Origin of the sequence: Neisseria sp. DTU_2020_1000833_1_SI_GRL_NUU_006, from assembly GCA_032388755.1 — a bacterium.
In the GTDB taxonomy this organism is placed as follows: domain Bacteria; phylum Pseudomonadota; class Gammaproteobacteria; order Burkholderiales; family Neisseriaceae; genus Neisseria; species Neisseria sicca_C.
This window is the reverse complement of the sequence record CP135593.1, coordinates 691,967-717,777: the sequence shown is the minus strand read 5'-3', so window position 1 is coordinate 717,777 and position 25,811 is coordinate 691,967. Positions and strand designations below refer to the sequence as shown.

27 protein-coding genes and 3 tRNA genes are annotated in these 25,811 nt (G+C 50.9%); 20 read left to right on the top strand and 10 right to left on the bottom strand.

The genetic code is table 11. The annotated features are described in order from the left end of the window. Window positions 1–5 precede the first annotated feature (5 nt). Genes RSJ68_03435 through RSJ68_03400 form a run of 8 tightly spaced genes read left to right on the top strand, consistent with a single transcriptional unit; the run spans window position 6 to window position 3,238 of the window. The gene (locus RSJ68_03435) at window positions 6–374 is read left to right on the top strand and encodes a putative holin (protein ID WNU97793.1); all 369 of its coding nucleotides are present in this window, start codon (window positions 6–8) and stop codon (window positions 372–374) included. Further along, window positions 371–745, top strand: coding sequence for a phage holin family protein (locus RSJ68_03430; GenBank protein WNU97792.1), 375 nt, complete (start codon window positions 371–373; stop codon window positions 743–745). Before RSJ68_03435 ends, RSJ68_03430 begins: the two co-directional genes overlap by 4 nt. A 10-nt stretch (window positions 746–755) precedes the next feature. Continuing rightward, entirely contained in the window at window positions 756–1,295 is a 540-nt protein-coding gene (locus RSJ68_03425) for a TIGR02594 family protein (GenBank protein ID WNU97791.1), read from the top strand. A gap of 13 nt (window positions 1,296–1,308) precedes the next feature. After that, on the top strand, window positions 1,309–1,623 hold the full coding sequence (locus tag RSJ68_03420) for a hypothetical protein (GenBank protein ID WNU97790.1): 315 nt from the start codon (window positions 1,309–1,311) through the stop codon (window positions 1,621–1,623). 53 nt (window positions 1,624–1,676) lie between these two features. Beyond that, window positions 1,677–1,934: an Rz1-like lysis system protein LysC gene (gene lysC / locus RSJ68_03415; protein WNU97789.1), complete on the top strand. Its 258-nt coding sequence runs from the start codon at window positions 1,677–1,679 to the stop codon at window positions 1,932–1,934. Further along, a complete protein-coding gene (locus RSJ68_03410) occupies window positions 1,931–2,149 on the top strand; it encodes a TraR/DksA C4-type zinc finger protein (protein ID WNU97788.1) in 219 nt (72 codons plus the stop codon). The genes lysC and RSJ68_03410 overlap by 4 nt, the downstream gene beginning before the upstream one ends. A 12-nt stretch (window positions 2,150–2,161) precedes the next feature. Continuing rightward, window positions 2,162–2,575, top strand: coding sequence for a phage tail protein (locus RSJ68_03405; protein ID WNU97787.1), 414 nt, complete (start codon window positions 2,162–2,164; stop codon window positions 2,573–2,575). Window positions 2,576–2,626: 51 nt separating this feature from the next. Further along, window positions 2,627–3,238 carry a phage virion morphogenesis protein gene (locus tag RSJ68_03400; GenBank protein ID WNU97786.1) on the top strand — a complete coding sequence of 204 codons (612 nt, stop codon included), beginning with the start codon at window positions 2,627–2,629 and terminating at the stop codon, window positions 3,236–3,238. A 295-nt stretch (window positions 3,239–3,533) separates the two neighbouring features. Here RSJ68_03400 and RSJ68_03395 read toward each other — a convergent pair whose 3' ends face one another. The 4 genes from RSJ68_03395 to RSJ68_03380 all read right to left on the bottom strand — a co-directional run bounded on the left by RSJ68_03395 (window position 3,534) and on the right by RSJ68_03380 (window position 5,309). Then, window positions 3,534–4,745: an integrase arm-type DNA-binding domain-containing protein gene (locus tag RSJ68_03395; protein WNU97785.1), complete on the bottom strand. Its 1,212-nt coding sequence runs from the start codon at window positions 4,743–4,745 to the stop codon at window positions 3,534–3,536. A 168-nt stretch (window positions 4,746–4,913) separates the two neighbouring features. Then, window positions 4,914–5,004 (bottom strand) — tRNA-Ser (locus RSJ68_03390). 94 nt (window positions 5,005–5,098) lie between these two features. After that, window positions 5,099–5,185, bottom strand: a tRNA-Leu gene (locus RSJ68_03385). A 37-nt stretch (window positions 5,186–5,222) separates the two neighbouring features. Beyond that, window positions 5,223–5,309: transfer RNA gene (locus RSJ68_03380), tRNA-Leu, on the bottom strand. A 93-nt stretch (window positions 5,310–5,402) separates the two neighbouring features. Between RSJ68_03380 and rnr the strand changes: the two genes are divergently transcribed. The 4 genes from rnr (at window position 5,403) to RSJ68_03360 (ending at window position 9,142) form a co-directional block, all read left to right on the top strand. Beyond that, the gene (gene rnr / locus RSJ68_03375) at window positions 5,403–7,895 is read left to right on the top strand and encodes a ribonuclease R (protein ID WNU97784.1); all 2,493 of its coding nucleotides are present in this window, start codon (window positions 5,403–5,405) and stop codon (window positions 7,893–7,895) included. A gap of 103 nt (window positions 7,896–7,998) precedes the next feature. Then, window positions 7,999–8,343, top strand: a complete 345-nt coding sequence (locus tag RSJ68_03370) for a helix-turn-helix domain-containing protein (GenBank protein ID WNU97783.1) — start codon at window positions 7,999–8,001, stop codon at window positions 8,341–8,343. Beyond that, window positions 8,247–8,828, top strand: coding sequence for a DDE-type integrase/transposase/recombinase (locus RSJ68_03365; protein WNU97782.1), 582 nt, complete (start codon window positions 8,247–8,249; stop codon window positions 8,826–8,828). Before RSJ68_03370 ends, RSJ68_03365 begins: the two co-directional genes overlap by 97 nt. A 14-nt stretch (window positions 8,829–8,842) precedes the next feature. Continuing rightward, window positions 8,843–9,142, top strand: a complete 300-nt coding sequence (locus RSJ68_03360; GenBank protein WNU97781.1) for an IS3 family transposase — start codon at window positions 8,843–8,845, stop codon at window positions 9,140–9,142. Between the two features lie 122 nt (window positions 9,143–9,264). Here RSJ68_03360 and RSJ68_03355 read toward each other — a convergent pair whose 3' ends face one another. Next, window positions 9,265–9,825 (bottom strand): NTP transferase domain-containing protein, encoded by a 561-nt coding sequence (locus RSJ68_03355; GenBank protein WNU98339.1) that lies wholly within the window; start codon window positions 9,823–9,825, stop codon window positions 9,265–9,267. 236 nt (window positions 9,826–10,061) lie between these two features. On the opposite strand from RSJ68_03355, the gene RSJ68_03350 reads away from it, so the two are divergent. The 5 genes from RSJ68_03350 (at window position 10,062) to RSJ68_03330 (ending at window position 15,989) form a co-directional block, all read left to right on the top strand. Then, the gene (locus RSJ68_03350) at window positions 10,062–11,858 is read left to right on the top strand and encodes a histidine kinase (GenBank protein ID WNU97780.1); all 1,797 of its coding nucleotides are present in this window, start codon (window positions 10,062–10,064) and stop codon (window positions 11,856–11,858) included. After that, complete coding sequence (locus RSJ68_03345) at window positions 11,855–12,511, top strand: response regulator transcription factor (GenBank protein WNU97779.1); 657 nt, start codon at window positions 11,855–11,857, stop codon at window positions 12,509–12,511. Before RSJ68_03350 ends, RSJ68_03345 begins: the two co-directional genes overlap by 4 nt. Window positions 12,512–12,815: 304 nt before the next feature. Beyond that, window positions 12,816–14,621, top strand: coding sequence for a protein-disulfide reductase DsbD (gene dsbD, locus RSJ68_03340; GenBank protein ID WNU97778.1), 1,806 nt, complete (start codon window positions 12,816–12,818; stop codon window positions 14,619–14,621). A 103-nt stretch (window positions 14,622–14,724) separates the two neighbouring features. Continuing rightward, window positions 14,725–15,384, top strand: coding sequence for a uracil-DNA glycosylase (gene ung / locus RSJ68_03335; protein WNU97777.1), 660 nt, complete (start codon window positions 14,725–14,727; stop codon window positions 15,382–15,384). Between the two features lie 107 nt (window positions 15,385–15,491). Next, window positions 15,492–15,989: a YbhB/YbcL family Raf kinase inhibitor-like protein gene (locus RSJ68_03330; GenBank protein WNU97776.1), complete on the top strand. Its 498-nt coding sequence runs from the start codon at window positions 15,492–15,494 to the stop codon at window positions 15,987–15,989. A gap of 220 nt (window positions 15,990–16,209) precedes the next feature. On the opposite strand, the gene RSJ68_03325 is transcribed toward RSJ68_03330, so the two are convergent. Further along, a complete protein-coding gene (locus RSJ68_03325) occupies window positions 16,210–17,016 on the bottom strand; it encodes a calcium-binding protein (protein ID WNU97775.1) in 807 nt (268 codons plus the stop codon). A gap of 333 nt (window positions 17,017–17,349) precedes the next feature. On the opposite strand from RSJ68_03325, the gene RSJ68_03320 reads away from it, so the two are divergent. Together RSJ68_03320 and fghA are read left to right on the top strand one after the other, a co-directional pair. After that, window positions 17,350–18,486, top strand: coding sequence for an S-(hydroxymethyl)glutathione dehydrogenase/class III alcohol dehydrogenase (locus RSJ68_03320; GenBank protein ID WNU97774.1), 1,137 nt, complete (start codon window positions 17,350–17,352; stop codon window positions 18,484–18,486). An 8-nt stretch (window positions 18,487–18,494) separates the two neighbouring features. Further along, the gene (gene fghA / locus RSJ68_03315; GenBank protein WNU97773.1) at window positions 18,495–19,322 is read left to right on the top strand and encodes an S-formylglutathione hydrolase; all 828 of its coding nucleotides are present in this window, start codon (window positions 18,495–18,497) and stop codon (window positions 19,320–19,322) included. A 772-nt stretch (window positions 19,323–20,094) separates the two neighbouring features. On the opposite strand, the gene RSJ68_03310 is transcribed toward fghA, so the two are convergent. Next, window positions 20,095–20,604: a peptidylprolyl isomerase gene (locus RSJ68_03310; protein ID WNU97772.1), complete on the bottom strand. Its 510-nt coding sequence runs from the start codon at window positions 20,602–20,604 to the stop codon at window positions 20,095–20,097. Between the two features lie 109 nt (window positions 20,605–20,713). Further along, window positions 20,714–22,129, bottom strand: coding sequence for an SLC13 family permease (locus RSJ68_03305; protein ID WNU97771.1), 1,416 nt, complete (start codon window positions 22,127–22,129; stop codon window positions 20,714–20,716). A 456-nt stretch (window positions 22,130–22,585) separates the two neighbouring features. On the opposite strand from RSJ68_03305, the gene aroD reads away from it, so the two are divergent. Beyond that, window positions 22,586–23,359 carry a type I 3-dehydroquinate dehydratase gene (gene aroD, locus RSJ68_03300; GenBank protein WNU97770.1) on the top strand — a complete coding sequence of 258 codons (774 nt, stop codon included), beginning with the start codon at window positions 22,586–22,588 and terminating at the stop codon, window positions 23,357–23,359. Between the two features lie 269 nt (window positions 23,360–23,628). On the opposite strand, the gene lptG is transcribed toward aroD, so the two are convergent. Both lptG and lptF read right to left on the bottom strand, forming a co-directional pair. Beyond that, window positions 23,629–24,699: an LPS export ABC transporter permease LptG gene (gene lptG, locus RSJ68_03295; GenBank protein ID WNU97769.1), complete on the bottom strand. Its 1,071-nt coding sequence runs from the start codon at window positions 24,697–24,699 to the stop codon at window positions 23,629–23,631. Then, window positions 24,696–25,811: an LPS export ABC transporter permease LptF gene (gene lptF, locus RSJ68_03290; GenBank protein ID WNU97768.1), complete on the bottom strand. Its 1,116-nt coding sequence runs from the start codon at window positions 25,809–25,811 to the stop codon at window positions 24,696–24,698. The genes lptG and lptF overlap by 4 nt, the downstream gene beginning before the upstream one ends.

Here is a 25,811-nt window from a genome sequence, read left to right as displayed (position 1 = left end):
ACGTTATGACCCACGATAAAACCACCACTGCCGTCAATGCCGCCGTTATCGTCATCGGAAGCTACCACGTCCACGCCTCCGTCGCGTTTGGCGCGCTTATCGGCGCATCCCTGTTTGTCCTAAGCCAAAAGGCAGAACGCCCGATCAATAAGGCTTGGTTGTTTGCCGTGTCCTTTGTTGGCGGTATTTTTGGTTACGACGGAGCGGAAGATATTGTTAACTGGCTGATGCCGGGCGACGAGCTGCGCATCAATAGTTTTACTGCTGCCGCCCTCTTTTCTGCCGGTTTGGTATTGGGACTGCAACGCATCATGCGCCTGATTGACCAAGGTCGTCTGAAAAACACGGAATTGGAAGAGGAAAAAGAGGTATGAATACCGTCCAAACCACCGCCATCATTGCTTTATCCCTGACCGCCGCCCTGAGAATCATCATGTTCGACGCGCGCGGAAAGACGCATAAGCCGTTGAGTGCGGCAATCGCCTATCTGTCTATCGTGTGGTTTTGCAGTCTCGCACTGGCCGCCGCCTTTGCCATCGAATCACTCACTACATGGCTACTGATTTTCGGTCTCGCCCTGCACACGGGTGCAGTGTTATGGAGCGGCGGAAACGTCAGCAAAATTAACCCGAAAAAAACCCGACCTATCGCCGCAAATCAAGGATTTTTGAAACGACAGGCGGTAAGCCAGTCATCGAAAAACCTGATGCAAGAAGGTCGGACAACATCTGAAACACACAATTAAAGGAAAAAATATGACTGAATTGCCTTGGATGGCGGAAGCCCGCCGGCACCTCGGATTAAGAGAAATCGTCGGTGCGAAACATAACCCGATTATCCAGTCTTGGCTCAAAGAGATGGGAAACTTTCCCAATGCTGCAAAAGCGTGGTACGCAGACGACGAGACGCCTTGGTGCGGTCTGTTTGTCGGGTACTGTCTCGGCAAAAGCGGGCGCGCCGTCATCAAGGATTGGTATCGTGCAAAGGCATGGTCTGAAGCAGGTCTAACCAAGCTTTCTAAACCTGCCTATGGCTGTATCGCCGTGAAATCCCGCAAAGGCGGCGGCCATGTGTTTTTCGTTGGCGGCAAAAACGCCAAAGGGCAGATTATGGGATGGGGCGGTAATCAGGGCAATGCCGTATCAATCGTGCCGTTTAACGCCGCCGACATCGATGGCTGCTACTGGCCGTCTAAATTGGTTGATGGTAAGCCGGTTAAATCGTTCCCGTCAGAGGAGCGTTATAACCTGCCCATCGTTACCGGCACTGCGGCAGCAGGCGTGAGCGAAGCCTAGAAAGGGAGATGATATGAAAACAGCTATTGTTGTTGTCGTGTCTTATATCCTGACCGTCTCCGTCCTCGGATATGGCTTGATGTACATGCGAAAAAGCAATAAGGCACTGACACAAACAGTCGCCGCGCAGGAAGCCGCCATCAAGTCGAAAGACGCAACAATCAGGATTTATAAAGCCCGCGCCCAAAGTTTGCAGGAGCAGGTAAACCAAATTATGAAGGTGCAGGCTGAAAAAAACAGCCAAGTCGAAGCGGCACTGACTAAGCATCATGAATGGTCGTCTGAAAAACTGCCCGAAGATGTAGCCAGAACCATCAATAAAAAATAACAGCGGGGCGCATGATTGCGCCCTTTTAAACATCAAACTATGAAAGATAAAAAATGAAACGTCTCTCCGTTCTCGTTGCCGCCGTTGCCCTTACTGCCTGCACCCATAATCCGCCGGTATCTGTACAGGCTGCCGAGTCATGCCCGCCGGTGCCGAAGTGTGAAGCCTACCCGCCCGAAGAGATTTCAACCAATGCGGACATGGTTCGCGCCTTGATTGCCTATCGCTCGGCGTTTGAACAATGCCGCCTCTATCGCGACGCTTTGTCAGCCTGCCTCAAAGGCGATGAAGAAGGGAAAGCTACACCATGACCGACATCATTGACCAAGCCTGCGACTTAGAGCAAAAAATGCGCGAATTCTGGCTGTTGCGCCAAAAGGAAAAAGAATCCGCCGCGCCATCCGCCCAAGAGTGTGAAGAGTGCGGTGAAATCATCCCCGAAGCGCGTCGAGAAGCAGTACCGGGTTGCCGTTTATGTATTGACTGCCAACGCATCGAAGAACAGCGACAGCGGTTTACAAAATAAGGTCGTCTGAAAATGGAAAAACCAAAAAGCCTGCGTCTTGCCATACAGGAAACGCTGCCGGAGTTTAAAGCCGCCCCTGACCGTCTGCGTCTGACGGTTTTGTCGGGGCAGATTATTCCGAAACGCAATACATTGAGTTATGAAGCGAAGTACACGCTCAATATTTTTATTCAGGAGTTCCATCGCGATCCTGCGTATCTTTTTTTGATTGTGAATAAGTGGCTACAAGAAAATCAACCGGATATTTTGTGTCCGGGTGCGGACGCATCATCACGCGCCTTTATTTTTGAAGCTGAACCGATAGAGTCAGACGTGTGGGATGTGATGATAGAGCTTAAATTGACTGAGACCGTCATCGCTGGACTTGATGATAATGGTTTGGTCACATACAAAGTCAAGGCGGAGCCGCCGAGACAGGCTTTTTAGGCATCAATGCGGGGCGCAATCATGCGCCCTTTTTGCTAAAAGGATAAACAAATGCAAGAATTGGAAGAGTTTGTCGCGCAAATCCGCCATCTGTCACTGCAACTCAAGCCGTCTGTCCGCGCCAAACTTTTGCGTACAATCGCAACCGAACTGCGCCGCCGGAACCGCGAACGGATTCGGGCAAACGTGGAGCCTGACGGCAATCCAATGGCTAAGCGGCAGGGCGACCGCTTTATGTTCCGCCGCATACGGGATGGCGAAGGGCTGAACGGTCGACCGTTTCGTTTTTTCGGGGAAAAATACGGTGACAACTACACAGGGCGCATCGCATACAGCCGGACGGAAAACGGAAAAGAATTAGTTCGGTTCGAGGGAGAACGCGGACTGTTGGGATTCCGACGAGAATATTTATACCTGAAAACGTCGACAGCATCCCGAATGGCAATGTTCCGACGTCTCGGTGCCGCCCGCTGGCTGCGTCAAAAGGCAGATGCCAACCGCGCGCAAATTGGTTGGTTCGGCGGTTCAGCGGCAGCCATTGCCACTGAACACGAAGATGGTAATTCCGGTAAAAACCTACCATCGCGCCTGTTATTGGGATTGCCGAAAGAGGATTTGCAATACGTCACAGACCAGTTATTACAAGCCCTAAAAATCGATTGAAAAAAGCCGTCTGAAAAAAATCAGACGGCTTTATTATTGTATTTTAAAGGCGGTGCATAAATCAGCATGAAAATGCATAATCTTGCATAAAAACGCATAAAAAACCAGTACCCCAAAAAAGCCGAAAATCCCATGAAACATAAGGATTCCCGCCTACTCTATCGCTGCATAAAAAAACACACCCCCGCAAAGCCCGCGGGCGTGGAGGGGGAGCGCGCGCCGCCCGTCGTCGCAGGGGCGGCAACACAAAAAAAGGTCGTCTGAAATGTTTCAGACGACCACATAGCGAATAACATCATTTAGTGCGATAACGGTCGCGAAGAGCCATGACATCGCGCCCTAAGTTCTCGAGCATCTCCAGCCGCTCGTCTAAAAGTTCGGAGCGATCATAGGCGCGTTCTGTTTTGTCGGATATCCCGTGAGAAAGTAGCATCTCTCCGACATCTCTGCGGATTTTATAAACTTCGCGCAGGTATGTTCGCGCCAAACTTCGGAGGCCGTGCGCCGTTGTGTTAAGTCCCATCTTGGAGCGTAGTTTTATACGAACAGTTTCGGAGGACATGGGTTTAGCGAATCCCGCGCCCTCAAACAAATAAATACCGTTCACATTAAGGCGGATAGCCTCGAAATAAATAGTTTTCAAAGCCGAACTCAATGGAACAATATGCGGGCGTGTCTTCATTCGTTCGATAGGTATTTCCCAAATGCCTGCCTTGAGATTTATTTCTGACAGTCTAGTCCCTGCCGCTTCAGACGGGCGCGTCATGCTCAACAGTTGCCAGTAAATTAAAAGCCGCGCTCGGTCTCCAATATCTTTTGATGTTTCGAGGCGTTCAACTAAAAGGGGGAGTTGGTCGAATCGCAAAGCATCGAAATGACGTTCGGGCGGTTTGTCAAAAACCTGCTTGCCGATGACCGCAACAGGATTCGAAGGGATAGAGCCGTCAGCAACAAAATAATCAAACATCAGCCCCAAGTTACCTTTTACCCGCCGCAGATACTCCAACGCCTGCCGCTGCTCCATCTTGCGCAACACCGCGACAACTTCCGCCGTCGTGATTGACCGAATATCGCGCCCCTTGAATGTCGGCAAGACATTAAGCTCAATCGCAGCCAAGACCTGCTCCGCATAACGGGGATTCTTCCCTGTCCCCTGTTTGCCCCCAGACTTGCGCCATTTGTCAAACCACCGCGCCAAACAATTTTCAAACCGATATGCTGCGGCTACGTCGTCTGAAATCAATTTGGGATTTATGCCCTTTTTAATTTTAGACAATATCTCCTCCCGCCAAGCGCGAGCATCTGCTAACCCGAAGCGGGGGAAAAGTCCTAAAGTCATCGTGTCCATTTTCCCATCGGCTCGGCGGTATTGTAGCCGCCAAGATTTAGTACCGGACGGCAAAACCCATAAAGCCAGCCCGCCGCCGTCGGAAAGTTTATAAACCTTGTCTTTGGGTTTGGCGGTTTTGATTTGAGACAAGCTCAAAGGCGTTACGATTTTAGGCATGTGTTACTCCTTGTTGATAACACATAAAATACCATAAAAAAATCAAAAAAATCTGTATGTACTAGAAATAGATTTAAAACATACAAATATAAAAAATGGCTAAGTCTTTGATAACTTAGCCATTTATATATAGATTTAAAAGTGATGAAAAACTTTTAAAAAAGTAATTGGCAGAGAGGAAGGGATTCGAACCCTCGATACGCTATTCACGTATACACGCTTTCCAGGCGTGCGACTTAAACCACTCATCCACCTCTCTGTGGAATCAAACATATTTTGTTGTCTGATATTGTAGCTTAATCAGACAAATAAATCTATTCAATAAAAAATCCGGATAAGCCGGATAATTGATTTGGTGCCCAGGAGAAGACTCGAACTTCCACACCCGTGAGGATACTAGCACCTGAAGCTAGCGCGTCTACCAATTCCGCCACCTGGGCAATTAGGATGGATAAGCAAAGCGGCGACCAAAAGGTTTGGTGCCCAGGAGAAGACTCGAACTTCCACGCCCGTGAGGACACTAGCACCTGAAGCTAGCGCGTCTACCAATTCCGCCACCTGGGCTTTGCTTTATTTCCTGTTTTGCGTTACAGTGATTGACTATTTCGCAAAGAAGCGGTCATTATATATTTTAGAAAAAGAATGTCAACCAATAAAATGAACAAAAATATTAAATCTTTAAATTTACGAGAAAAAGACCCGTTTTTGAAACGGGAGAAACAACGTTACGAACATCCGCTGCCAAGCAGGGAGTGGATCATTGAATTATTGGAGCAAAAAGGCGTGCCGTCGAAAATCGAAGTCTTGGCACGCGAGTTGTCGATTACGGAAGAAGAGTACGAATTTTTCGAACGTCGTCTGAAAGCGATGGCGCGGGACGGTCAGGTTTTAATCAACCGCCGCGGTGCGGTTTGCGCGGCGGACAAATTGGATTTGGTCAAATGCCGTGTCGAGGCGCACAAAGACGGCTTCGGCTTCGCCGTACCGCTCACGCCCACCAAAGACGGCGATTTTGTTTTATATGAACGCCAAATGCGCGGCATCATGCACGGCGACATCGTTACCGTCCGCCCTGCCGGCATTGACCGCAGAGGCCGCCGCGAAGGAACGGTTTTAGATATTGTCGAACGCGCGCAAAGCAAAGTGGTCGGACGTTTCTATATGGATCGCGGCGTGGCGATTTTGGAAGCAGAAGACAAACGCCTGAACCAAAGCATCGTTTTGGAACCTGACAGCGTCGCGCATTTCAAACCCGAATCCGGTCAGGTCATCGTCGGCGAAATCGAGACTTATCCTGAGCAAAACCGCCCTGCCGTGGCGAAAATCATCGAAGTATTAGGCGATTATGCCGACAGCGGCATGGAAATCGAAATCGCCGTGCGCAAACACCATTTGCCGCACCAATTCAGCGAAGCGTGTGCCAAAGCCGCAAAAAAAATCCCCGACCGTGTTCGTAAAAGCGATTTGAAAGGCCGCGTCGATTTGCACGATTTACCTTTGGTAACCATAGACGGCGAAACGGCGCGCGATTTCGACGATGCCGTGTTTGCCGAAAAAATCGGGCGCAATTACCGTTTGGTCGTGGCGATTGCCGATGTCAGCCATTATGTCCGTCCTGATGACGCTATCGACACGGACGCGCAGGAACGCAGCACCAGCGTTTACTTCCCGCGCCGCGTGATTCCGATGCTGCCGGAAAACCTGTCCAACGGCATCTGCTCGCTCAATCCCGATGTCGAGCGTTTGTGCATGGTATGCGACATGGTCATCACTTACGCGGGCAATATTAAAGAATACCGCTTCTACCCTGCGGTTATGCGTTCCCATGCCCGTCTGACGTACAACCAAGTCTGGGATTGGATTTCAGACGACCTCGACCATCCGCACAAAGCCCAAATCGACACCCTCTACAAACTCTTCAAAATCCTTCAGAAAAAACGCTTCGAACGTGGCGCGGTGGAGTTTGAAAGCGTCGAAACCCAAATGCTTTTCGACGACAACGGCAAAATCGAAAAAATCGTGCCCGTTGTCCGCAACGACGCCCACAAACTGATTGAAGAATGTATGTTGGCGGCGAACGTCTGCGCGGCAGAGTTCCTGATAAAAAACAAGCACACCGCCCTCTTCCGCAACCACTTAGGCCCGACGCCCGAAAAACTCGCCACCCTGCGCGAGCAGCTCGGCTTATTGGGTTTGCAACTGGGTGGCGGCAACAACCCGACGCCAAAAGACTATGCCGCACTTGCCGAACAATTCAAAGGCAGACCCGATGCCGAATTGCTGCAAGTCATGATGCTGCGCTCCATGCAGCAGGCAGTTTACGAACCGCATTGCGACGGACACTTCGGCCTTGCCTACGAAGCATACGCCCACTTCACCTCCCCCATCCGCCGCTATCCCGACCTGACCGTCCACCGCGCCATCAAAGCCGTATTGAACCAACAAACCTACACGCCAAGCAAAAGCTGGCAGGCTTTGGGTGTCCATACCTCGTTCTGCGAACGCCGCGCCGACGATGCCAGCCGCGACGTGGAAAATTGGCTGAAAACCTATTACATGCGCGATAAAGTCGGCGAAATATTCGAAGGCAAAATCTCCGGCATGACCAACTTCGGCCTCTTCGTTACCTTAGACGGCATCCACATCGACGGCTTGGTACACATCAGCGATTTGGGCGAAGACTATTTCAACTTCCGTCCCGAAATCATGGCGATAGAAGGCGAACGCAGCGGCATCCGTTTCAACATGGGCGACAAAGTCAGCGTCCGAGTGGCGCGCGCCGATTTGGACACCAGCAAAATCGACCTGACCTTGATCAGCGGCGGAAGCAGCGGCAAAAAACGCCGCACCAAAACCACCGCCCAAACCGGCTCGAAAACTAAGCACAAACTGACGGCGAAAGAAATCGACGACGCGATGAAAACGCCTGTAAAACAGGAAAAACCCGCCGCCAAACGCCGCAGCAAAACCCAACCGGAAAGCGCAGCAACGTCGTCTGAAAACGGCAAAAAGAAAACCGCCAAAGCCAAAACGGCAACGGAAAAAGCCAAACGCAAAGACAAGAAGCCAAGCAAAAGCGTGAAAATCAAGGTGAAAACCTCGGATACCGCGCCAACCAAGCGCAAAGGCAGAAGCAAGGCTAACGGCTGATATTGCAACCCCAAACCTCCTTCAATCACAAAAGGTCGTCTGAAATTTGAACTGCACCCCCAAAGTTGGACATCCCCTCGAACTCACAAGGTGCAGTTTTTTTATGAGCAAATATACATTACACTTCAAATACCAAGCCGTACTCCACTACCTGCATATACGCAGCCGACAGCGTACCGCAGACCACTACGGCATCTCACGAACCCACCTGCGACGTTGGATAACCGCCTATCAAGAAGGCGGCACACTCGAACATCCCCAATCCAAAACCATGAACCAACACCGCAAAAATCCCTTCATCGCCGACAAACCCGACCAAGAAAAAACGCAGGCAGAGCTTATCGAAGAGTTGTGCTATATGCGCGCAGAGGTTGCCTATCTAAAGGAGTTAAAAGCCCTCAGCCAAAAGCGGACCGCAAAGGACAAAGCCAAACCGTCCAAACACTGAGGGCGCAACACCCGCCCAAATACCTGCTGCACATCGCAAACCTGCCCAAAAGCAGCTTTTACTACCACCACCAAGACCGACCCGATCCCGACGCAGCCGACAAAGCCCTCCTCGTCGAAACCTACCGGCGGCATAAAGGACGCTACGGACAAAGGCGCATTGCCGCAGCATTGGGTTGGAACCGCAAAAAAGTGGCGCGGTTGATGAAGCAGTTGGAACTGAAAGCCCTCATACGGGCGAAAAAAGCCTACCGCCATCCCGCCATGGGCGAGATATCGGAACACCTCCTCAAACGCCGGTTCAAAGCCCGAAAACCCAACGAAAAATGGCTGACCGACGTTACCGAACTCAAAGGGAAGGACGGCAAACTGTACCTCTCGCCGATATTGGACCTGTTCAACCGGGAAATCGTCGCCTACGCCATGAGCGGCAATGCCAACAGCGAAATGGTGAAGGAAATGCTCGAAAAAGCCGCCCCCGTCTGACTGCTAAAGGAACGATGCTTCATTCGGACCAAGGTGTGCTGTACCGTACGGCGGGGTATAGGGAATTGCTTGCGGAGCATTCCATGGTTCAAAGCATGTCGCGAAAGGCGAACTGTTGGGACAATGCGCCGATGGAAAGCTTCTTTGCGGTATTGAAGACGGAGTGTTTCTATAACGCAGGTGAATTGACGGTAGATGAATTGATGAAGCAGATAGATGACTATATGGATTACTACAACCGGGAGCGTTGCAGTTTGAAATTGAAAAAGCTGAGTCCTGTCGCATACAGAACCCGGCTTGCACAGAGCGCCTGAATAGGCTTTTATGAGTGTCCAAGATTTGGGGGCCAGTTCAATTTTCAGACGACCTTTTGTGTAATGACATTCATTTCGCAACAAATAAATGCCAGTAGTTTGAATATATTTAATTTTTCAGCTCAGGCAATGTTTGATTTTCCGTAACGGATAAAACAATCATCATGGTCAAATTGTAAGACACGGGCACGCTGTTGCTGCAACCACCCCCTCACCGTCCTTAATCCTGAATTCAAATAAGGTACGGTACTTTGTAAAATTTGCGGGCGGATGAACATCACGTTGTAATGCGGCGTTACAGGTGTTTCGATATAAAAGGCATTGCACAAAGGTGTTTTTTTAGAAACTGCCTGAAACCTTTCTACCAAATCATCCGGCAAATTAGGCATATCGCACGGCACAACCAAAAGCCAGTCGGCAGAGGCAATCTGCAAATCATTGGCAGCGGTACACAATGCAGCCAATCCGCCCAAATACCGCCATTGCCTTGCATCCGGCAGCAGGTGCGGGCTTCTGACGGCATAACTTTCCAAATTACGGTTGGCACTGATGGCAATATGGTCAACTTGCGGCCTAATCCTTTCGATAACACAATCAATCAACGTTTTTCCTTGCCAGAGCAACAGGCCTTTATCTACGCCGTCTGACTGTCCCCCTGCCGATATCAACGCAAATATTTTCATATTTATCCTTTGTGAAGCGGTTTGGTTACCCGATGTCGTCTGAAAGTCTTCATCCGAGTGAGCGGGCTTATGATAAAATTCATATAATTTGAATTTTATCATAACATGATTTTACATTGAAACAGTGTCATCTCTATTTCATGGCAACCATCTCGTCGGTCCGATTGCCTCTAAGCCGAATGAATGATATGTTTACACAGTAACCGACCGAAAACTTCCAACGGCATATACCTTCTATGTCTTTCACATTCCGTTTTTTAAACCGCCTGAGCCTGTCTTCGCGCTTGAAGCTGCTGACCATATTATGGGTCGGCTCCGCCCTTTTGTCCGTCATCCTGACTTTAGTACTCTCTTGGAGGCTGCAAAATGCCGCCACCGTTATCGAAGATGCAGGCAACTTGCGGACGCAGGTTTACCGCCTTGCCTACATGGTCGGCGAACGCGCACCCAAGGCGCAAATCAACAATCAAATCCGCGAATTCGAACAAAACCTCAACAGCATCAGCCAGAGTAACGCCATACACCCTCTGATGCCCTCTGAAACACCGCCCGCCTACGACCTGATACAGACCGCGCTGATTGAAGACTGGAAAGCCAACATACAACCCGTCCTGCGCCGTTACGAACGCCCCGACCAAATCAAGCTCTACCGTTTTGCAGCCAATATAGAACTGTTTTTACAGGCGATGGAACACGCCAATGAGAAAAACACACTATGGTTGCGCCGCTTTCAAATGATTATGATGGGGATGATTTTTGCGGCGGCGGGACTAATGATTATCTGGCACTATGCATGGATTATCCGGCCTTTGGAAACACTGAGGGACGGTGTAAAGACCATCAGCCAAGGCAGGTTCGGCGTTCAGATCGACACAGACCAGATAAGCGAGTTTGCCCAAGTCAACAAAGGCTTCAACCAAATGAGCAGCCGGCTAAAGACGCTTTATACCGATTTAGAGGGGCAAGTGGCACGTCAAACTCAAGACCTGGCGCGACAAAACCGTGATCTGACGCTGCTCTATCAAACCACCCGCGATTTGCATCAAACTTTCACCCCCCAACAGGCGGCGGAAGAATTTCTCAAGCGCACCCTGCCTGCCGTCTCCGCAGAAGCGGGCAGCATCCGCCTTTGGGATAACGAACGCAAACGCACGGACATAGTGGCGTCCATCGGGCTGCCTGATGATTCGGATGATGAGCCGGATACTGCCCCGGATAAAACGGCACTCAAACACGCCGTTTTCCCCATCAGCTATCAAGAAGAAGAACTGGGTGTTTTAAACCTGTATTTTTCAGACGACCTTAAACCAGATAACAACGACAACGAACTGCTGCGTACATTAAGCGGACAATTAGGCGTTTCCATCGTCAACAGCCGCCTCGAGCAAGAACGCCGCCTGCTGGCCGTTTTACAGGAGCGCAACCTGATTGCCCAAGGCCTGCACGACAGCATCGCACAAGCATTGACTTTCCTAAACCTCCAAGTCCAAATGCTGGAAAGCGCATTCTATTCAAACCAAAAAGAACAAGCTGAAGAGAATATCCGCTTCATCAAAGACGGCGTGCAGGAATGTTATGAAGACGTACGCGAACTACTGCTGAACTTCCGCACCAAAATCAGTAACAAAGACTTCCCTGAAGCCGTTTCTGCCCTGCTTACCCGATTTGAAAGGCAGACCAAAATCAACGTCAGTACCGAATGGAGGGATGAAGGCGCGGCATTGAACAACGATGAGCAGTTACAGATTATCTTCATCCTCCAAGAGAGCCTGTCCAACATCCGCAAACACGCCTTGGCACGCAACGTTACCGTCAGCATTGACAACCGTCAGGACTTCACGCTGATCATCCGCGATGACGGCGTAGGTTTCGATCCCGCTCACCTGGACACGCTTTCCGGCGAACATGTCGGCATGGGCATCATGCGCGAACGCGCCCAACGTATCCACGCAGAATTAGAAGTCAGCTCCAAACCGGATGAAGGCACAACCGTTACCCTAACCCTACCCAAACACAAGAGAACATTCTCATGACCATTAAAATTATCCTGATCGACGACCACACACTCTTCCGCAGCGGCATCAAAGCCCTGCTCTCCCGTCAAAGCGACTTCGAAGTCATCGGAGAAGCCGCCGACGGTTTGTCCGGCGTCAAAATGGCGGAACAGCTCAAACCCGACGTCGTCTTACTCGACCTTGACATGCCTGTCATGAACGGTCGCGAAGCACTGGCACAAATCTTGGGCGTCAACCCGAACCAAACCGTCATCATGCTGACCGTTTCCGAAGACAGCGACGACCTGACCGAATGCATGCGCATCGGCGCACGCGGCTTTTTGCTGAAAAACATCAACGCCGACTTCCTGCTCGACAGCATCCGCAAAGCCGTGGACGGCGACAACGTCTTCTCTCCCGAAATGACCACCCGCCTCGTCCAATCCCTGATTTCCCCGTCCGCACCGCGTACCGATCAGGCACTCTCTACCCTCACCCCGCGCGAACTCGAAATCTTAGGCTACCTCGCCGCCGGACACAGTAACAAAGTCATCGCCCGTCATTTGGAATTGGCAGAATCCACCGTCAAGGTTCACGTTCAAAACCTGCTGCGAAAACTTGACCTCAGTAGCCGCGTCCAAGCCGCCGTTTACGCCGTTCAGCACAAAGTCCCGCAGCCTGAAATCAATTAAACGGCTCAAGATACCGGTACTCAAGCGGTAAAACATGAAAGGTCGTCTGAAAATGGTTTGGATAGTTTGGACAGAATTTACCCTATCCGTTTTCAGACGACCTTTCCCGTTCCAATCGGCTATGAAAAAGAGACAATCCGACGGGCATCATCTATCAAGCAGTCCGATAATCCACCTCTAGCGACGATAAAAACAATCGCAACTTTAATATAAATTCAATCGCAACTTTTAATATAAATTAAGGCCTATAAACGGCTGCTGCGTTTATAATGCGCCTGTTCAACCCTTCCACCGAGAAGACGCCATGAAAAAACTCCTTTACTTCTTTACCGCCTTTTTTGCCCTGTGTTCCAGCGCGTTCGCTGTAAATGCCGACGATTTGCTGCCGCCTGAAAAAGCGTTTGTGCCGCAAGTGAACGTTACCGACAAAGGCATCAACGTCGAATTCAAAATCGCCGACGGCTACTATATGTACCAATCGAAAATCGTCGCCGCTACCGCGCCTGAAGGCGTATTGGGCGAACCGGTTTTCAGCAAAGGCGAAGCCAAAGAAGATGAGTTTTTCGGCAAACAAACCGTGTTCCACCGCGCCGCGCAGGTCAACTGGCCTTACAAAAAAGCCGCGCCGACCTACAAGCTGACGCTGACTTATCAAGGTTGTGCCGAAGCCGGCGTATGTTACCCGCCCGTGGACACGTCTTTCGAGATTAATGGCAACGGCCTGTACCAGCCGCAAAGCGACGAACCCATATCCGCTAAAGACCGCTTCCTGCAACCCGATTCCGCCAAACCATCCCCCGCCGCCGCGCCTAAAGCCTCGCAAAACGACGACGGCAGCCGCTTCAAATTATCTTGGGAAACATTAAACGCCAACCTGTTGGCGTTTTTTACCGCAGGGGTATTCTTGAGCTTTACCGCCTGTATGTATCCGCTTTTACCGATAGTCTCCAGCATCATCGTCGGCGATAAAACCGCCGGCAAAGGCCGCGCCTTCGCGCTGTCCGTAGCGTATGTGCAAGGTTTGGCACTGACCTACACGCTGGTCGGCGTCATCGCAGGCTTGACGGGCGCCCTTCTGACCGTATGGCTGCAACAGGCATGGGTCGTCCTTGCCGCCGCAGGCCTGATGGTCGTCCTCGCGCTTTCCATGTTCGGACTCTTCAACATCCAACTGCCCAACGCCGTCCAATCCTATTTCCAAAACCAAAGCAGCAAACTCTCCGGCGGCAAAATCTTCTCCGTTTTCGTCATGGGCATACTCTCCGCGCTGATCGTCGGCCCCTGCGTTGCCCCGCCGCTCGGATTCGCCTTGGGCTATATCGGACAAACCGGCGATGCCGTTTTGGGCGGACTGGCGCTGTATGTCTTGGCACTCGGCACCGGCGTTCCGCTGATCCTCATCGGCACATTCGGCGGCCACGTCCTGCCCAAAGCAGGCGACTGGATGAACGGCATCAAATACGCCTTCGGCTTCATCCTGCTTGCCGTAGCCGTCTATCTCGCCACACCGCACCTGCCCTACTACCTCGTTGTCGCGCTTTACACCCTGCTCATGATCGTCCCTGCCGTCATGTTGCTGGTTAAATCCGGCAAACAGAAAGGTCGTCTGAAAACCGCAGCCTCCGTTTTAGGCTTCCTGCTCATCATCGGCGGCGCATGGTTCGGCTGGCAAAGCGCAAACAAACAAACCACCGCCCTGCACCACTTCCTGACGCTGTCTCCCCCGTCCAAAGCAGGCAAAACCACCGGCCACGGCAAAATGTTCACCGACGTCGCCGAACTCAAAGCCGCCATGGACGCCGCATTGAAAGCCAACCCCGACAAACCCGTCGTTTTGGATTTCTACGCTGACTGGTGTATTTCCTGCAAAGAAATGGCAAACTACACGCTCAACCAGCCGCAAGTGCATGAAGCCGTCGATATGGAACGCTTCTTCCAAATCGACGTAACCGCCAACACGCCCGAACATCAGGCACTCTACAAAGAATACGGAATCTACGGCCCGCCGGGCATTTTCGCCATCCACGCTGACGGCCGCCGCAGCGATCCCTTGCTCGGCTTCGCCAAGCCGGACGAATTTATCAACTGGTACAAACAAAACGAAAAATAAAGACGAAAGGTCGTCTGAAAAACATGAAACAGGTTTTTCAGACGACCTTTTTGCAAACAACCGCACTATAATGCCTACTGTCCCCTTTCACAAAGGCAGCCTGATGCAAACTTGGCACGAAGCAATCGGCTCGGAAAAGTCCGAACCCTATTTCCAACATATCATCGAAACCGTCAAAAAAGAGCGCGGCATGGGGCGAATTATCTATCCGCCCGCCGAAGACGTGTTCAACGCCTTTAGAGCGACCGAATTCGGTAACGTCAAAGTCGTGATTCTGGGGCAAGACCCGTATCACGGTGCAGGACAGGCGCACGGGCTGGCGTTTTCCGTCCGCGAAGGCATCGCCGTCCCGCCCTCGCTGGTCAATATTTACAAAGAGCTGGCGGACGACATCGAAGGCTTCCGTATCCCGCAACACGGCTATCTGCAACACTGGGCGGAACAGGGCGTTTTACTGCTCAATACCGTCCTGACCGTCCGCGCGGGACAGGCGCATTCCCATGCCACTTTGGGCTGGGACCGCTTTACCGACGAAGTCGTTAACCAAATCAACCAAAACCGCGAACACGTCGTTTTCATGCTTTGGGGTAGCCACGCGCAGAAAAAAGGCGCGTTTATCGACCGCAGCCGCCATCTCGTTCTCAGCGCGCCACATCCCTCGCCGCTGTCCGCTTATCGCGGCTTCTTCGGCTGCAAACACTTTTCCCGCTCCAATGCCTATTTGCAGGAAAATGGGATAACGCCGATAGATTGGCAGGTATAAAACAGGTCGTCTGAAAACGGCAGCCTGGCAAACCGAACAATCCACCCTCCGTCTGAACAAGCCTTCCTTTTTCAGACGACCCCTTCCCCAACCCATAGGAGAACACTATGCAGGTAACGACTTCAGCCATTGTCAACGGTGAATTTGAAGACAAATACGGCAAGCGCGGCAACCAGTTCAGTCCGAACAACATGCCGACTTACTCCATCCCTTTTGAAATCAGCGGCGCGCCCGAAGGCACGAAATCCTTCGCCGTCGTTCTGGAAGACAAAGACGCCATCACCGCCAGCGGATTTGTGTGGACACACTGGCTGATTGCCGACCTCAAACGCACCTCCATCGCCGAAAACGAAAGTCTGACCGCCACCGACTACACGCAAGGCGCAAACAGTTGGGCGAGCCTGTTGGGCAAGTTGGACATCGAAGAAGCCACAGGCTACGGCGGCATGTATCCGCCCAACTGCCGCCACCGCTACGAACTCATTGTTTACGCACTCGACACCGTATTAAACCTGCCGCGCGGATTCCGCTTCAACGATCTGCATTTCGCCATGCAGGGACATATCTTGGACAGCGCAAGCGTAATGGGAACGTATGACGTATAAAGTTTAAGCAGTTTGAGACCTTTGCCAGATTTTTCAGAAAGCGCAATCTTAGAAACAGAAACGTCGTCTGAAACCTGTAACTACGTTTTCAGACGACGTTTTTATTGAATCAGCTTAGAATGAACTGACGATTTATTTCAAATAATGTTTATTTTAAATCTTTGCTTTGGAGTTTAAAAAGCAGATTCATTTCAAACTGTCGGTTCTTTTTCACGGGTCTTTAGCCGATGATATTGGATGCATCCAACCATTTTGATGGATCGTCGCTATCGAATTTGGCAAATACGGTGCTACTGCTTGAACCTGCTGCACGATAAGCAAGAGTCTGCTGCTCTGTATCAAAGATGAGATAAGGATGGTCTTTTTGGAGAATGACCTCAGGGTCTTTGTCAACGAACATCTTTGACCAGCTCAAATTGGCGTTGCTGCCAGTCAGCAATGAACGCATACCAGATAGGTCGAGTTTGTCCGTATTAGGGTCAAATTCGACCACGCGATCTATGCTGCCTTCACGAATATCTGATGCAGTAAAGGCGACGGTGTCTTTGCCTTCACCTGTGATGATGGTGTCGCTACCCGAGCCGCCTGCAAGATAGTCATCACCGTCTCCACCGTTGAGATGGTCATTTCCATTGCCACCTGACAGGGTGTCGTTGCCGCCCATGCCGTACAGGAAATCGTTGCCGTCTTCACCGCTCAAGCGGTTGTTGCCGCTGTTGCCTATCAGAATATTGTTAGAGTTGTTGCCAAATCCGAAGGTGTTGCCGTTGCCTTCCAGTGTCAGGTTTTCGACGTGGGTCGGTAAGGTAAAGGTTGTATCGGCGTAAACCGTGTCGTTGCCTTCATTTGCATATTCAACAATGGTGTCGCCTGCGTTCTTACTGTAATAAATATCGTCGCCCAAGCCGCCGTAGAATGTGGTATGTCCGAGACTGCCATGTAAAACGTCATCATGGGGCGTTCCTTTAAGGACGTCTGATTTATTGTTTGCTGCGCTGCGGGATAAAGAGTGCAATGTATTGGCCATGATGGCTCTCCTTGAGATCAAGTTGCCAGGAATATAAATAATTCTATCTATATAAAATTAAAGGATTTTTTTCTTGCACATCTCAACGAGGATTTGATCGGCGAATGAAATGATGAGAAAGATATAATAATTTATATTATTGTTTTGTTTATTAATTTAAAATAAAAATGATATTTGATAGTATTCCAATAAAATGCTAATTACATTTTACATCTTCAGTCAATCATGCTACTGTCGGAGCAAAATTGCGAAAAACGCTTGCTTCAAACTGGAGTCCAAAGTATAAACTGGTGTCATTTAGTAACTTTGTTAGTGAATTAATGGGAAAAAATAATGGAAATCAAACAAACCAATTCAACCATCAAATCTCGTGCCGCGGTAGCATTCGCGCCAAATCAACCCTTACAAGTTGTGGAAATCGATGTAGAAATGCCCCGCAAAGGCGAGGTGCTAATCCGCAATACCCATACGGGGGTGTGCCATACTGATGCATTTACATTATCAGGAAGCGATCCTGAAGGCGTATTCCCTGTGGTGCTTGGGCACGAAGGTGCAGGTGTGGTCGTTGCTGTGGGCGAAGGTGTGTCAAGCGTCAAACCGGGTGATCACGTCATTCCGCTTTACACCGCTGAATGTGGTGAATGTGAGTTTTGTCATTCAGGCAAAACCAACTTATGCGTTGCGGTACGTGAGACGCAAGGTAAAGGCTTAATGCCGGACGGCACGACGCGTTTTTCTTATCAAGGTCAGCCGATCTATCACTATATGGGCTGTTCGACTTTCAGTGAATATTCTGTTGTTGCCGAAGTTTCACTGGCGAAAATCAACCCGGAAGCCAACCACGAACAAGTATGTTTGCTCGGCTGCGGTGTTACCACAGGTATTGGTGCGGTACATAACACGGCAAAAGTGCAAGAAGGCGACTCTGTGGCCGTGTTTGGCTTGGGGGCGATTGGTTTGGCTGTGGTGCAAGGTGCGCGTCAAGCCAAAGCGGGGCGCATTATCGCCATTGATACCAATTCCGCAAAATTCGAGTTGGCAAAACAGTTTGGTGCGACTGACTGCTTAAACCCGAACGATTACGATAAACCAATCAAAGATGTGTTGTTAGACATCAATAAATGGGGCATTGACCATACCTTTGAATGTATCGGCAATGTAAACGTAATGCGTCAAGCATTAGAAAGTGCACACCGTGGTTGGGGACAATCCATTATCATCGGCGTAGCAGGTGCAGGACAAGAAATTTCAACTCGTCCGTTCCAGTTGGTAACCGGTCGTGTTTGGAAAGGCTCGGCTTTTGGTGGCGTGAAAGGCCGCTCCGAACTTCCGAAAATGGTCGAAGATTCAATGAAAGGCGACATCGAGTTAGAACCGTTTGTAACCCACACACTGACACTCGATCAAATCAATGAAGCCTTTGAGTTGATGCACGAAGGTAAATCGATCCGCTCTGTTATTCATTACTAAGGCCCGTGATGAAACTGATTGAACAACATCAAATTTTCGGCGGTTCGCAACAAGTTTGGGCACATCATGCCCAAACGCTTCAATGCGAAATGAAATTTGCCGTCTATTTGCCGGATAATCAGGAGAATCGACCACTTGGTGTGATTTATTGGCTTTCCGGCTTAACCTGTACTGAACAAAATTTCATTACCAAATCAGGCTTTCAGCGCTATGCGGCAGAACATCAAGTGATTGTGGTTGCCCCCGATACCAGCCCTCGCGGAGAGCAAGTGCCGAACGATGCGGCTTATGATTTAGGGCAAGGTGCAGGCTTCTATCTGAATGCGACCGAGCAGCCTTGGGCGACGAATTATCAAATGTATGATTATATTTTGAACGAGTTGCCCAGTCTGATTGAGGAAAATTTTCCTACCAACGGCAAACGTTCCATTATGGGGCATTCAATGGGCGGACACGGCGCATTGGTATTGGCACTGCGAAACCGAGAACGTTATCAAAGTGTCTCTGCCTTTTCGCCCATTTTGTCGCCAAGTCTCGTGCCTTGGGGGGAGAAAGCTTTTTCTGCTTATTTAGGAAAAGATTGTGAAAAATGGCAGCAATATGATGCCAACTCGCTTATTCAACAAGGCTATAAAATGCAAGGTATGCGCATTGATCAGGGCTTAGAAGATGAGTTTTTGCCAACACAATTGCGTACCGAAGATTTTATTGAAACCTGTCGTGCGGCAAACCAGCCGATCGATGTACGCTTCCATAAAGGCTACGATCATAGCTATTACTTCATTGCCAGTTTTATTGGTGAGCACATTGCGTATCATGCGGCATTTTTGAAGTAAGCCAAAGAAGTGATTCTTGAATCGATTAAACGTTGAAGTGAACGTTAATTTTTCATGTTAATGAATTAAAAAGGCATCGGATTGATGCCTTTTGTTTTTATAAATGGAGACCTTTGCAAAAATAGTCTGTTAACAAAATTTGACGCATAAAAATGTGCTAAAAAATTTTCAATTGGCTAAAACCTTTCTGATATTGAGAAAAAAGTAGAAGAAATCAGGGAGGTTTCTCATTTTGAAAATGGTATTGAGCATAAAATTTTAATAACTCATGTTATTGCAAAGGTCTCAAATGATGAAAAAGTGCTATTAAAATCAGCTATCTCCTAGAATCAGCATGAGGAGACCTTTGCAAAATTTCCTCGCTCATTCTACTTAACTATTCCCCCATTCCAACCTAAACCGTTGTTGAGAAGTAAAAAACGAAAAGGTCGTCTGAAAACCTGTTTTCAGACGACCTTTTGTTGTTATCGAGAACTTTGCAAATAGCCCTTTTCACCCCCAACAGTCGAAACCCAAACACAGGGTTTCGGCTGTTTCGTTGCGGATTACAAAAAACAGTCAGGCATACCGCCCTGCCCAGTTTCGTCCTACATATTTTTCCTTGCGTCAAGCCCACGCTACGCTGCCAATGCAACAGATTTGTTTGATTGATTGCTGACGGTTGATGGCAACTGATTCATCAAAAACCAAAGAAGCCGGCGATATGCCTTATCCGCAAAAAAAGCAGCCCGTTTCAGGCTGCTTTTGCGTCATGGGATGTAACGCGTCAAATTTATACCACTTCGGCTTTGGTGATGACGACAGGTTCGGTCGGTACGTCGTCGTGGTAGCCGTGGCGTTTGGTGGCGACGCCTTCGATGGCATCGACCACGTCAAAACCATCGACGACTTTGCCGAATACGGCGTAGCCCCAGTCTTGGACGACAGTTTTGCCGTACAGCTCTTTGGAACGGAAGTTCAGGAAGGCGTTGTCGGCGGTGTTGATGAAGAATTGCGCGCTGGCGGAATGCGGGTCGGAGGTGCGCGCCATGGCGATGGTGTATTTCTCGTTGGGCAGGCCGTTGGACGCTTCGTTTTGAATCGGCTCGCGTGTTTCTTTTTCGTTCATGTTCTCGTCCATGCCTCCGCCTTGAATCATGAAGCCTTTGATGACGCGGTGGAAGATTACGCCGTCGTAGAAGCCGTCTTTGACGTATTGCTCGAAGTTTTTGGCGGTAACGGGGGCTTTGTCGAAATCGAGTTCGATTTTCATGTCGCCTTTGTTGGTGTGCAGGATAATCATGGGTTTCCTTTCGTTAAGAATCTTTTTGGAAATGGTGCCGGGCGGAAAAACTTCAAGGTCGTCTGAAAAATATTCTTTCAGACGACCTTGTGGTTATGGTTTTACGGGTTTACATCAGGATGAAATAAGCCCACAGTGCAACCAATACGATACAGAGGACGTTCAGCAGCAAGCCGACGTTCATCATTTCGCGTTGCTTAATCAAGCCCGTACCGAACACAATCGCGTTGGGCGGTGTGGCCACCGGCAGCATGAACGCGCAGGATGCGCCGATGCCGATAACGAATACCAAAACTTGTTCGGGCAGCCCCATTTGCGTGGCGATGCTGGCGAAAATGGGCACGAGCAGCGCGGCGGAGGCGGTGTTACTGGTGAACTCGGTCAGGAAGATGATGAAGGTGGCGACCACGAAAATCACCAGCAGCGGATGCGCGGCGGTGAAAGTGGTAGCCACCTGCTGACCCAATGCTTCGGATGCGCCGGAAGATTGCAGCAGCGCGCTCAAGCTGATACCGCCGCCGAAGAGCATCAATACGCCCCAGTCGGTGTTGCGGGCGACTTCTTTCCATTGCGCCACGCCGAATACGACGACGGCGACGGCGGCAATCAGGGCGATGACGGTGTCGGGGTTGGAGATGCCGAACGCTTCTTTGATTTTGGAGCTGAATACCCAAGCGACGGCAGCAGCCAAGAAAATCAACAGCGCGATCAAGCGGTGCAGCGTCCACGGGATAGACTCGGCTTTGACTTCAACGCGCTCGTTCAGATTAGGCTTGAGAATGACGTACATGGAGAACAGCATCAAGGGCAGAATCAACAGCAGCATAGGAAGACCAAGCTTCATCCAGCCGACGAAGTCCAGATTCAGGGCTTTGGCGGCGATCATGTTCGGCGGCGAACCGACTACGGTGCCCAAACCGCCGATACTGGCGCAGTAGGCAATACCGAGCAGGACGAATACGTAGGTTTTGCGTTCTTTTTCTTGATCGAGATGGCTCATCATACCCATTGCCAAAGGCAGCATCATGGCGGCGGTCGCGGTATTGCTGATCCACATGGACAGGAAGGCGGTAACGGCAAACAGCATCAACACGGCAACTTTCATATTGCCGCGCGACAGGCGCAAGAGGCTGACGGCGATTTTGCGGTCGAGACGCTGCATGTGCAGGGCGGTGGCAAGCGCGAAGCCTCCGAAGAAGATATAAATCGTCGGATCGGCAAAGCCCGCCATCGCTTTTTTGATGTCCATATCGGGGAAGCCGAGCACGACGGCGAGAATCGGCACCATCAATGCGGTTACCGTGATGTGGACGGCTTCGGTGAACCAAAGCGCGGCAACGAAAATCAACAGTGCGATACCTTTGTTGGCATCGGTACTGTACGGCAGGATGCTGTAAATGCCGAAACAGACGACGGCGGAAATGATGGTGGTCAGCAGGCCCTTAAAGTCGGTAATCGGCTTTTGCGCACTGAGCAGCTCGACATTCTCAGGATGCTGGGTTTTGTCCTTTGCATGTAAGTCCATGGAGTATTCCTCTGAAACATAACGTGAAATCTCTAAAACCGCTGAAGCATAGGCTCATCGCCTGACATTGCTTTTTTATTGATTTCACTGAATCGGTTTTTCTTGTTTCCCGCGGCGGGTTGTTCGCAGGCTTTGGATTTCAGGCAAACAAAGCCGTGCGGCATGGCAATGAGTATATTTGTAATCGGGTGTAGTGTAAATATAATGTTAACAATCGGGCAAGGTTTTTGCATAAACAGGTTGATGGGAAATGGAAATATCTTTTTGGCTTTCAGACGACCTCTTTGCTGCGAAGCCGACAAGGCGGCTGTCTGAAAACCTAAGTCATAGCGTTATCGTGCTATGATGCCGCATCTTCAACCTATGCCTGACCGAAAGCGGCATCGACGGCGTCGTTTGGACACCGCTCCCCGATCCGCTGCTCGACAGCCACCGCACCAATACAGCAGAAAAACCATGAAAACCCTGACCATCCGCCATCTCACGCTCGGCAGCGGACAGCCGAAAATCGTCGTTCCCTTGGTTGCCCGAGACGAAGCAGCCTTATCCGCCGCCCTGAAAAACCTCGAACACGCCTGTTTCGATATTATCGAGTTCAGAGCCGACTATTTCGCCCAAGCAGGCAATCCCGAATACCTGCTTGCTCAGGCTGCCTCAGTGCGCCATGCGTTTCCCGAAACCCCGCTGCTGTTCACCTTCCGACGCGCAGAGGAAGGCGGCGAATACCCTTGCAGCAAAGCGTATTATTTCGAGTTGCTCGATAAAGCCGCCGCTTCAGGCATCATCGACATCATCGACATCGAACTTTCCGCCGGCGAAAGCGAAGTCCGCCAAGCGGTTGCTACCGCCAAAGCGCACGACACCTCTGTACTGATGAGCAACCACGATTTCCATCAAACGCCCGCCAAATCGGACATCACAGGTCGTCTGAAAAAAATGGAAGAGGCAGGCGCGGACATCTGCAAAATCGCCGTGATGCCCCAAAGCCCTGCCGATGTCCTGACGCTTTTGGACGCCACTTGGGAAGCCCGTCAAACCGCAAACCGCCCGATTGTTACCATCTCCATGGGCAAGCTCGGACTCGTCAGCCGCATCGCAGGCTCGACCTTCGGCTCCGCCATCACATTCGGCACGGCAGGAGCCGCCTCCGCCCCCGGTCAGCTCGATTCCGCCAACCTGAAAAACATTTTGGATGTTTTGGAAAACGGCAACACCGCCGGACAACAATAAATACAAATACAAAAAAACAAAAGGTCGTCTGAAACCGCGTTCAGACGACCTCGTTTTCTTTGTTTCAACAATTTGTCGGGCAAATCTCCTAAGCGACGGATTGGTTTCAGACGACTTTTACAGCGGATTAGCTTATAACAATCTAAATAAATCGTACCCTCCACTACTCCGCTCTACCCAACATCAAGCCAAACAAAACATCGTCTGAAAACAGGCATAGCGTATTTCGCAAAACCGTTTTCAGACGACGTTTTCTCCGAATCCATCTTTTACCTTCTCTCCTGCCTGCGTATCAGCCAAACGGCGAGCAGGGCGAAGGCTATGGTGGGCAATGCGCCGGCGAGGAAGGGGGGGACGCCGTAGAGTTGGCTGGTAAACCCGAAGAGCCGTCCGGCGAAGTGGAACAGCAAGCCGAGGCAGATGCCGCCGAAGAGCTTCAAGCCCATATTGCCGTGGCGGGTGGTTTGCGGGGTGAAGGCGAAGGCGACGAGTGCCATGACCCAGGCGGCGACGGGGTAAACCAATTTGCGCCACCAGGCGATGGCGTAGATCTGGGTGTTTTGGTTGTTGTTTTCGAGGTGGCTGATGTAGGTGGTCAGTTCGCCGACCGACATTTGGTCGGGTTTGACAAGCAATACGTCCATCAGGTTGCGTTTGACGGCGATCGGCCAGTTTTCTTCGGTGGCGGTCGAGACTTCGACTTTGTCTTCGCTAAGCGTGCTGCGGCGGATGTTTTTCAACTGCCAACTGCCGTCGTTGTTTAAAACGGCGGATTCGGCTTCCGTTGCCTGCGTCAGCTCGTTTTTGTCGTTGCGCACCCAAATTTTAATGCCCAGCAGGGTATGGTCGGGCAGCATTTCGCGCACGTTGATGATGCTGTTTTTTTCTTTGAGCCAAAGGCCGGTATTGCCGGTGCTGATTTTGCCGTTGATGGCGGCGGATTTGATGTTTTCGGCTTTTTGGCTGAGGACGGGGGCAATCCATTCGCCGAGCGCGGCGGTGGCGATGGCGAAAATCAGTCCGAACTGCGACAGGATCAGCAGCAGTTTTTTGGTGCTCATGCCGCTTGCTTTGATGACGGTCAGTTCGCTGCCGGCGGCAAGTTGGCTGAGGGAGACGAGTCCGCCGATGAGGACGGCGAGGGGCATGAGTTCGTAGGCGCGCGCGGGCATCTGCATGAGGACGTATTGCGCCATGGTTGCGCCGTTATAGCTGCCTTTGCCCAAGTCGCCGACTTCGTTGATGATCTCGAAAAAGCTGTACAGGGCGAGGAAGGCCAGGAGGGCGTAAACCGCCATAACCGCCATTTGGCGGATGATGTAACGTGAAATCAGGTTCATTTTCCTCCTTTCAATGTCAGACTTTTGCCAACCGCCCGCCAGAAGGGCTGGCTGGGCATACTGCGTACGCGCAGGAGTACGACGGCGATGGCGAACATGATGATGTGCATGGGCAGCAGTCCGAGCCAGAAATGGATTTTGCCATCTTCCACGGCATTGCGCAGGAAGGTCAGTCCGTTTTGGTAAATCAGGAAAAGCCCGATGGCGACGAGGATGTTGTAGGTGTGGCCGCTGCGCGGGTTGAAATAGGAAAGCGGCACGGCAAGCAGGCAGAGCAGGAGGACGCTGACGGTCAGCGAGATACGCCACATCAATTCTGCCTGATGTTGCGGGTTGCTGCTGCCGATAAGTTGGGATGTCGGGATGGTGCGGCGGTGGGAAACGGGGTCGATGAGCTTGGGCGTGGTGCTGATAATCAGGCTGAGGTTTTGGAAGGAAACACGGTTGTAGTCGGCTTTGCCGGGCGTGCCGCTGTAACGGTAGCCGTTGCGCAGGTCGAGCGTGCGCTTGTTGTCGTTCAGGGAGAAATTGCCTTCTTTGGCGAAGATTATGTTGTCGTTGCCGTTTTTATCCTGTTCACGCAGGAAAAGGTTTTTCATGATGCCCGATTCGGTGTCGAAGGTTTCGACGAAGTAAACCCTGCCGTTGCGCTTGCCCAGGCTGTTGAACTCGCCTGCTTCCACCATGGACAATTCTTGCTTCTGCTTGAGGATTTCCGCGTATTCACGGCTGCGCAGTTCCGCCCACGGCATGACCCAAAGCTGCATGACGGCAATCAGCAGGGCAAACGGCACGGCAAACTGCATGACGGGGCGTATCCATTGCCTCAACGCCAGCCCGCAGGAGAGCCAGACCGACATTTCGCTGTCGCGCCAGTAGCGGGTCAACACGGTCAGCGTGCTGATGAACGCGGTCAAAACCAGCAAAAGCGGCGTCATGCCGATGACCCAGAAGCCGACCAATGCCAACACGGCATCGATGGCGACGCGCCCGTCGGCGGCACGGCCGAGCAGGTTGATTGCCTGCGTGGAAACCAACACCGCCAAGAGGACGACGAAAATGCCGACGGCGGTAAAAGAGAGTTCTTTGATGAAGTTTCTTTGATAAATCAT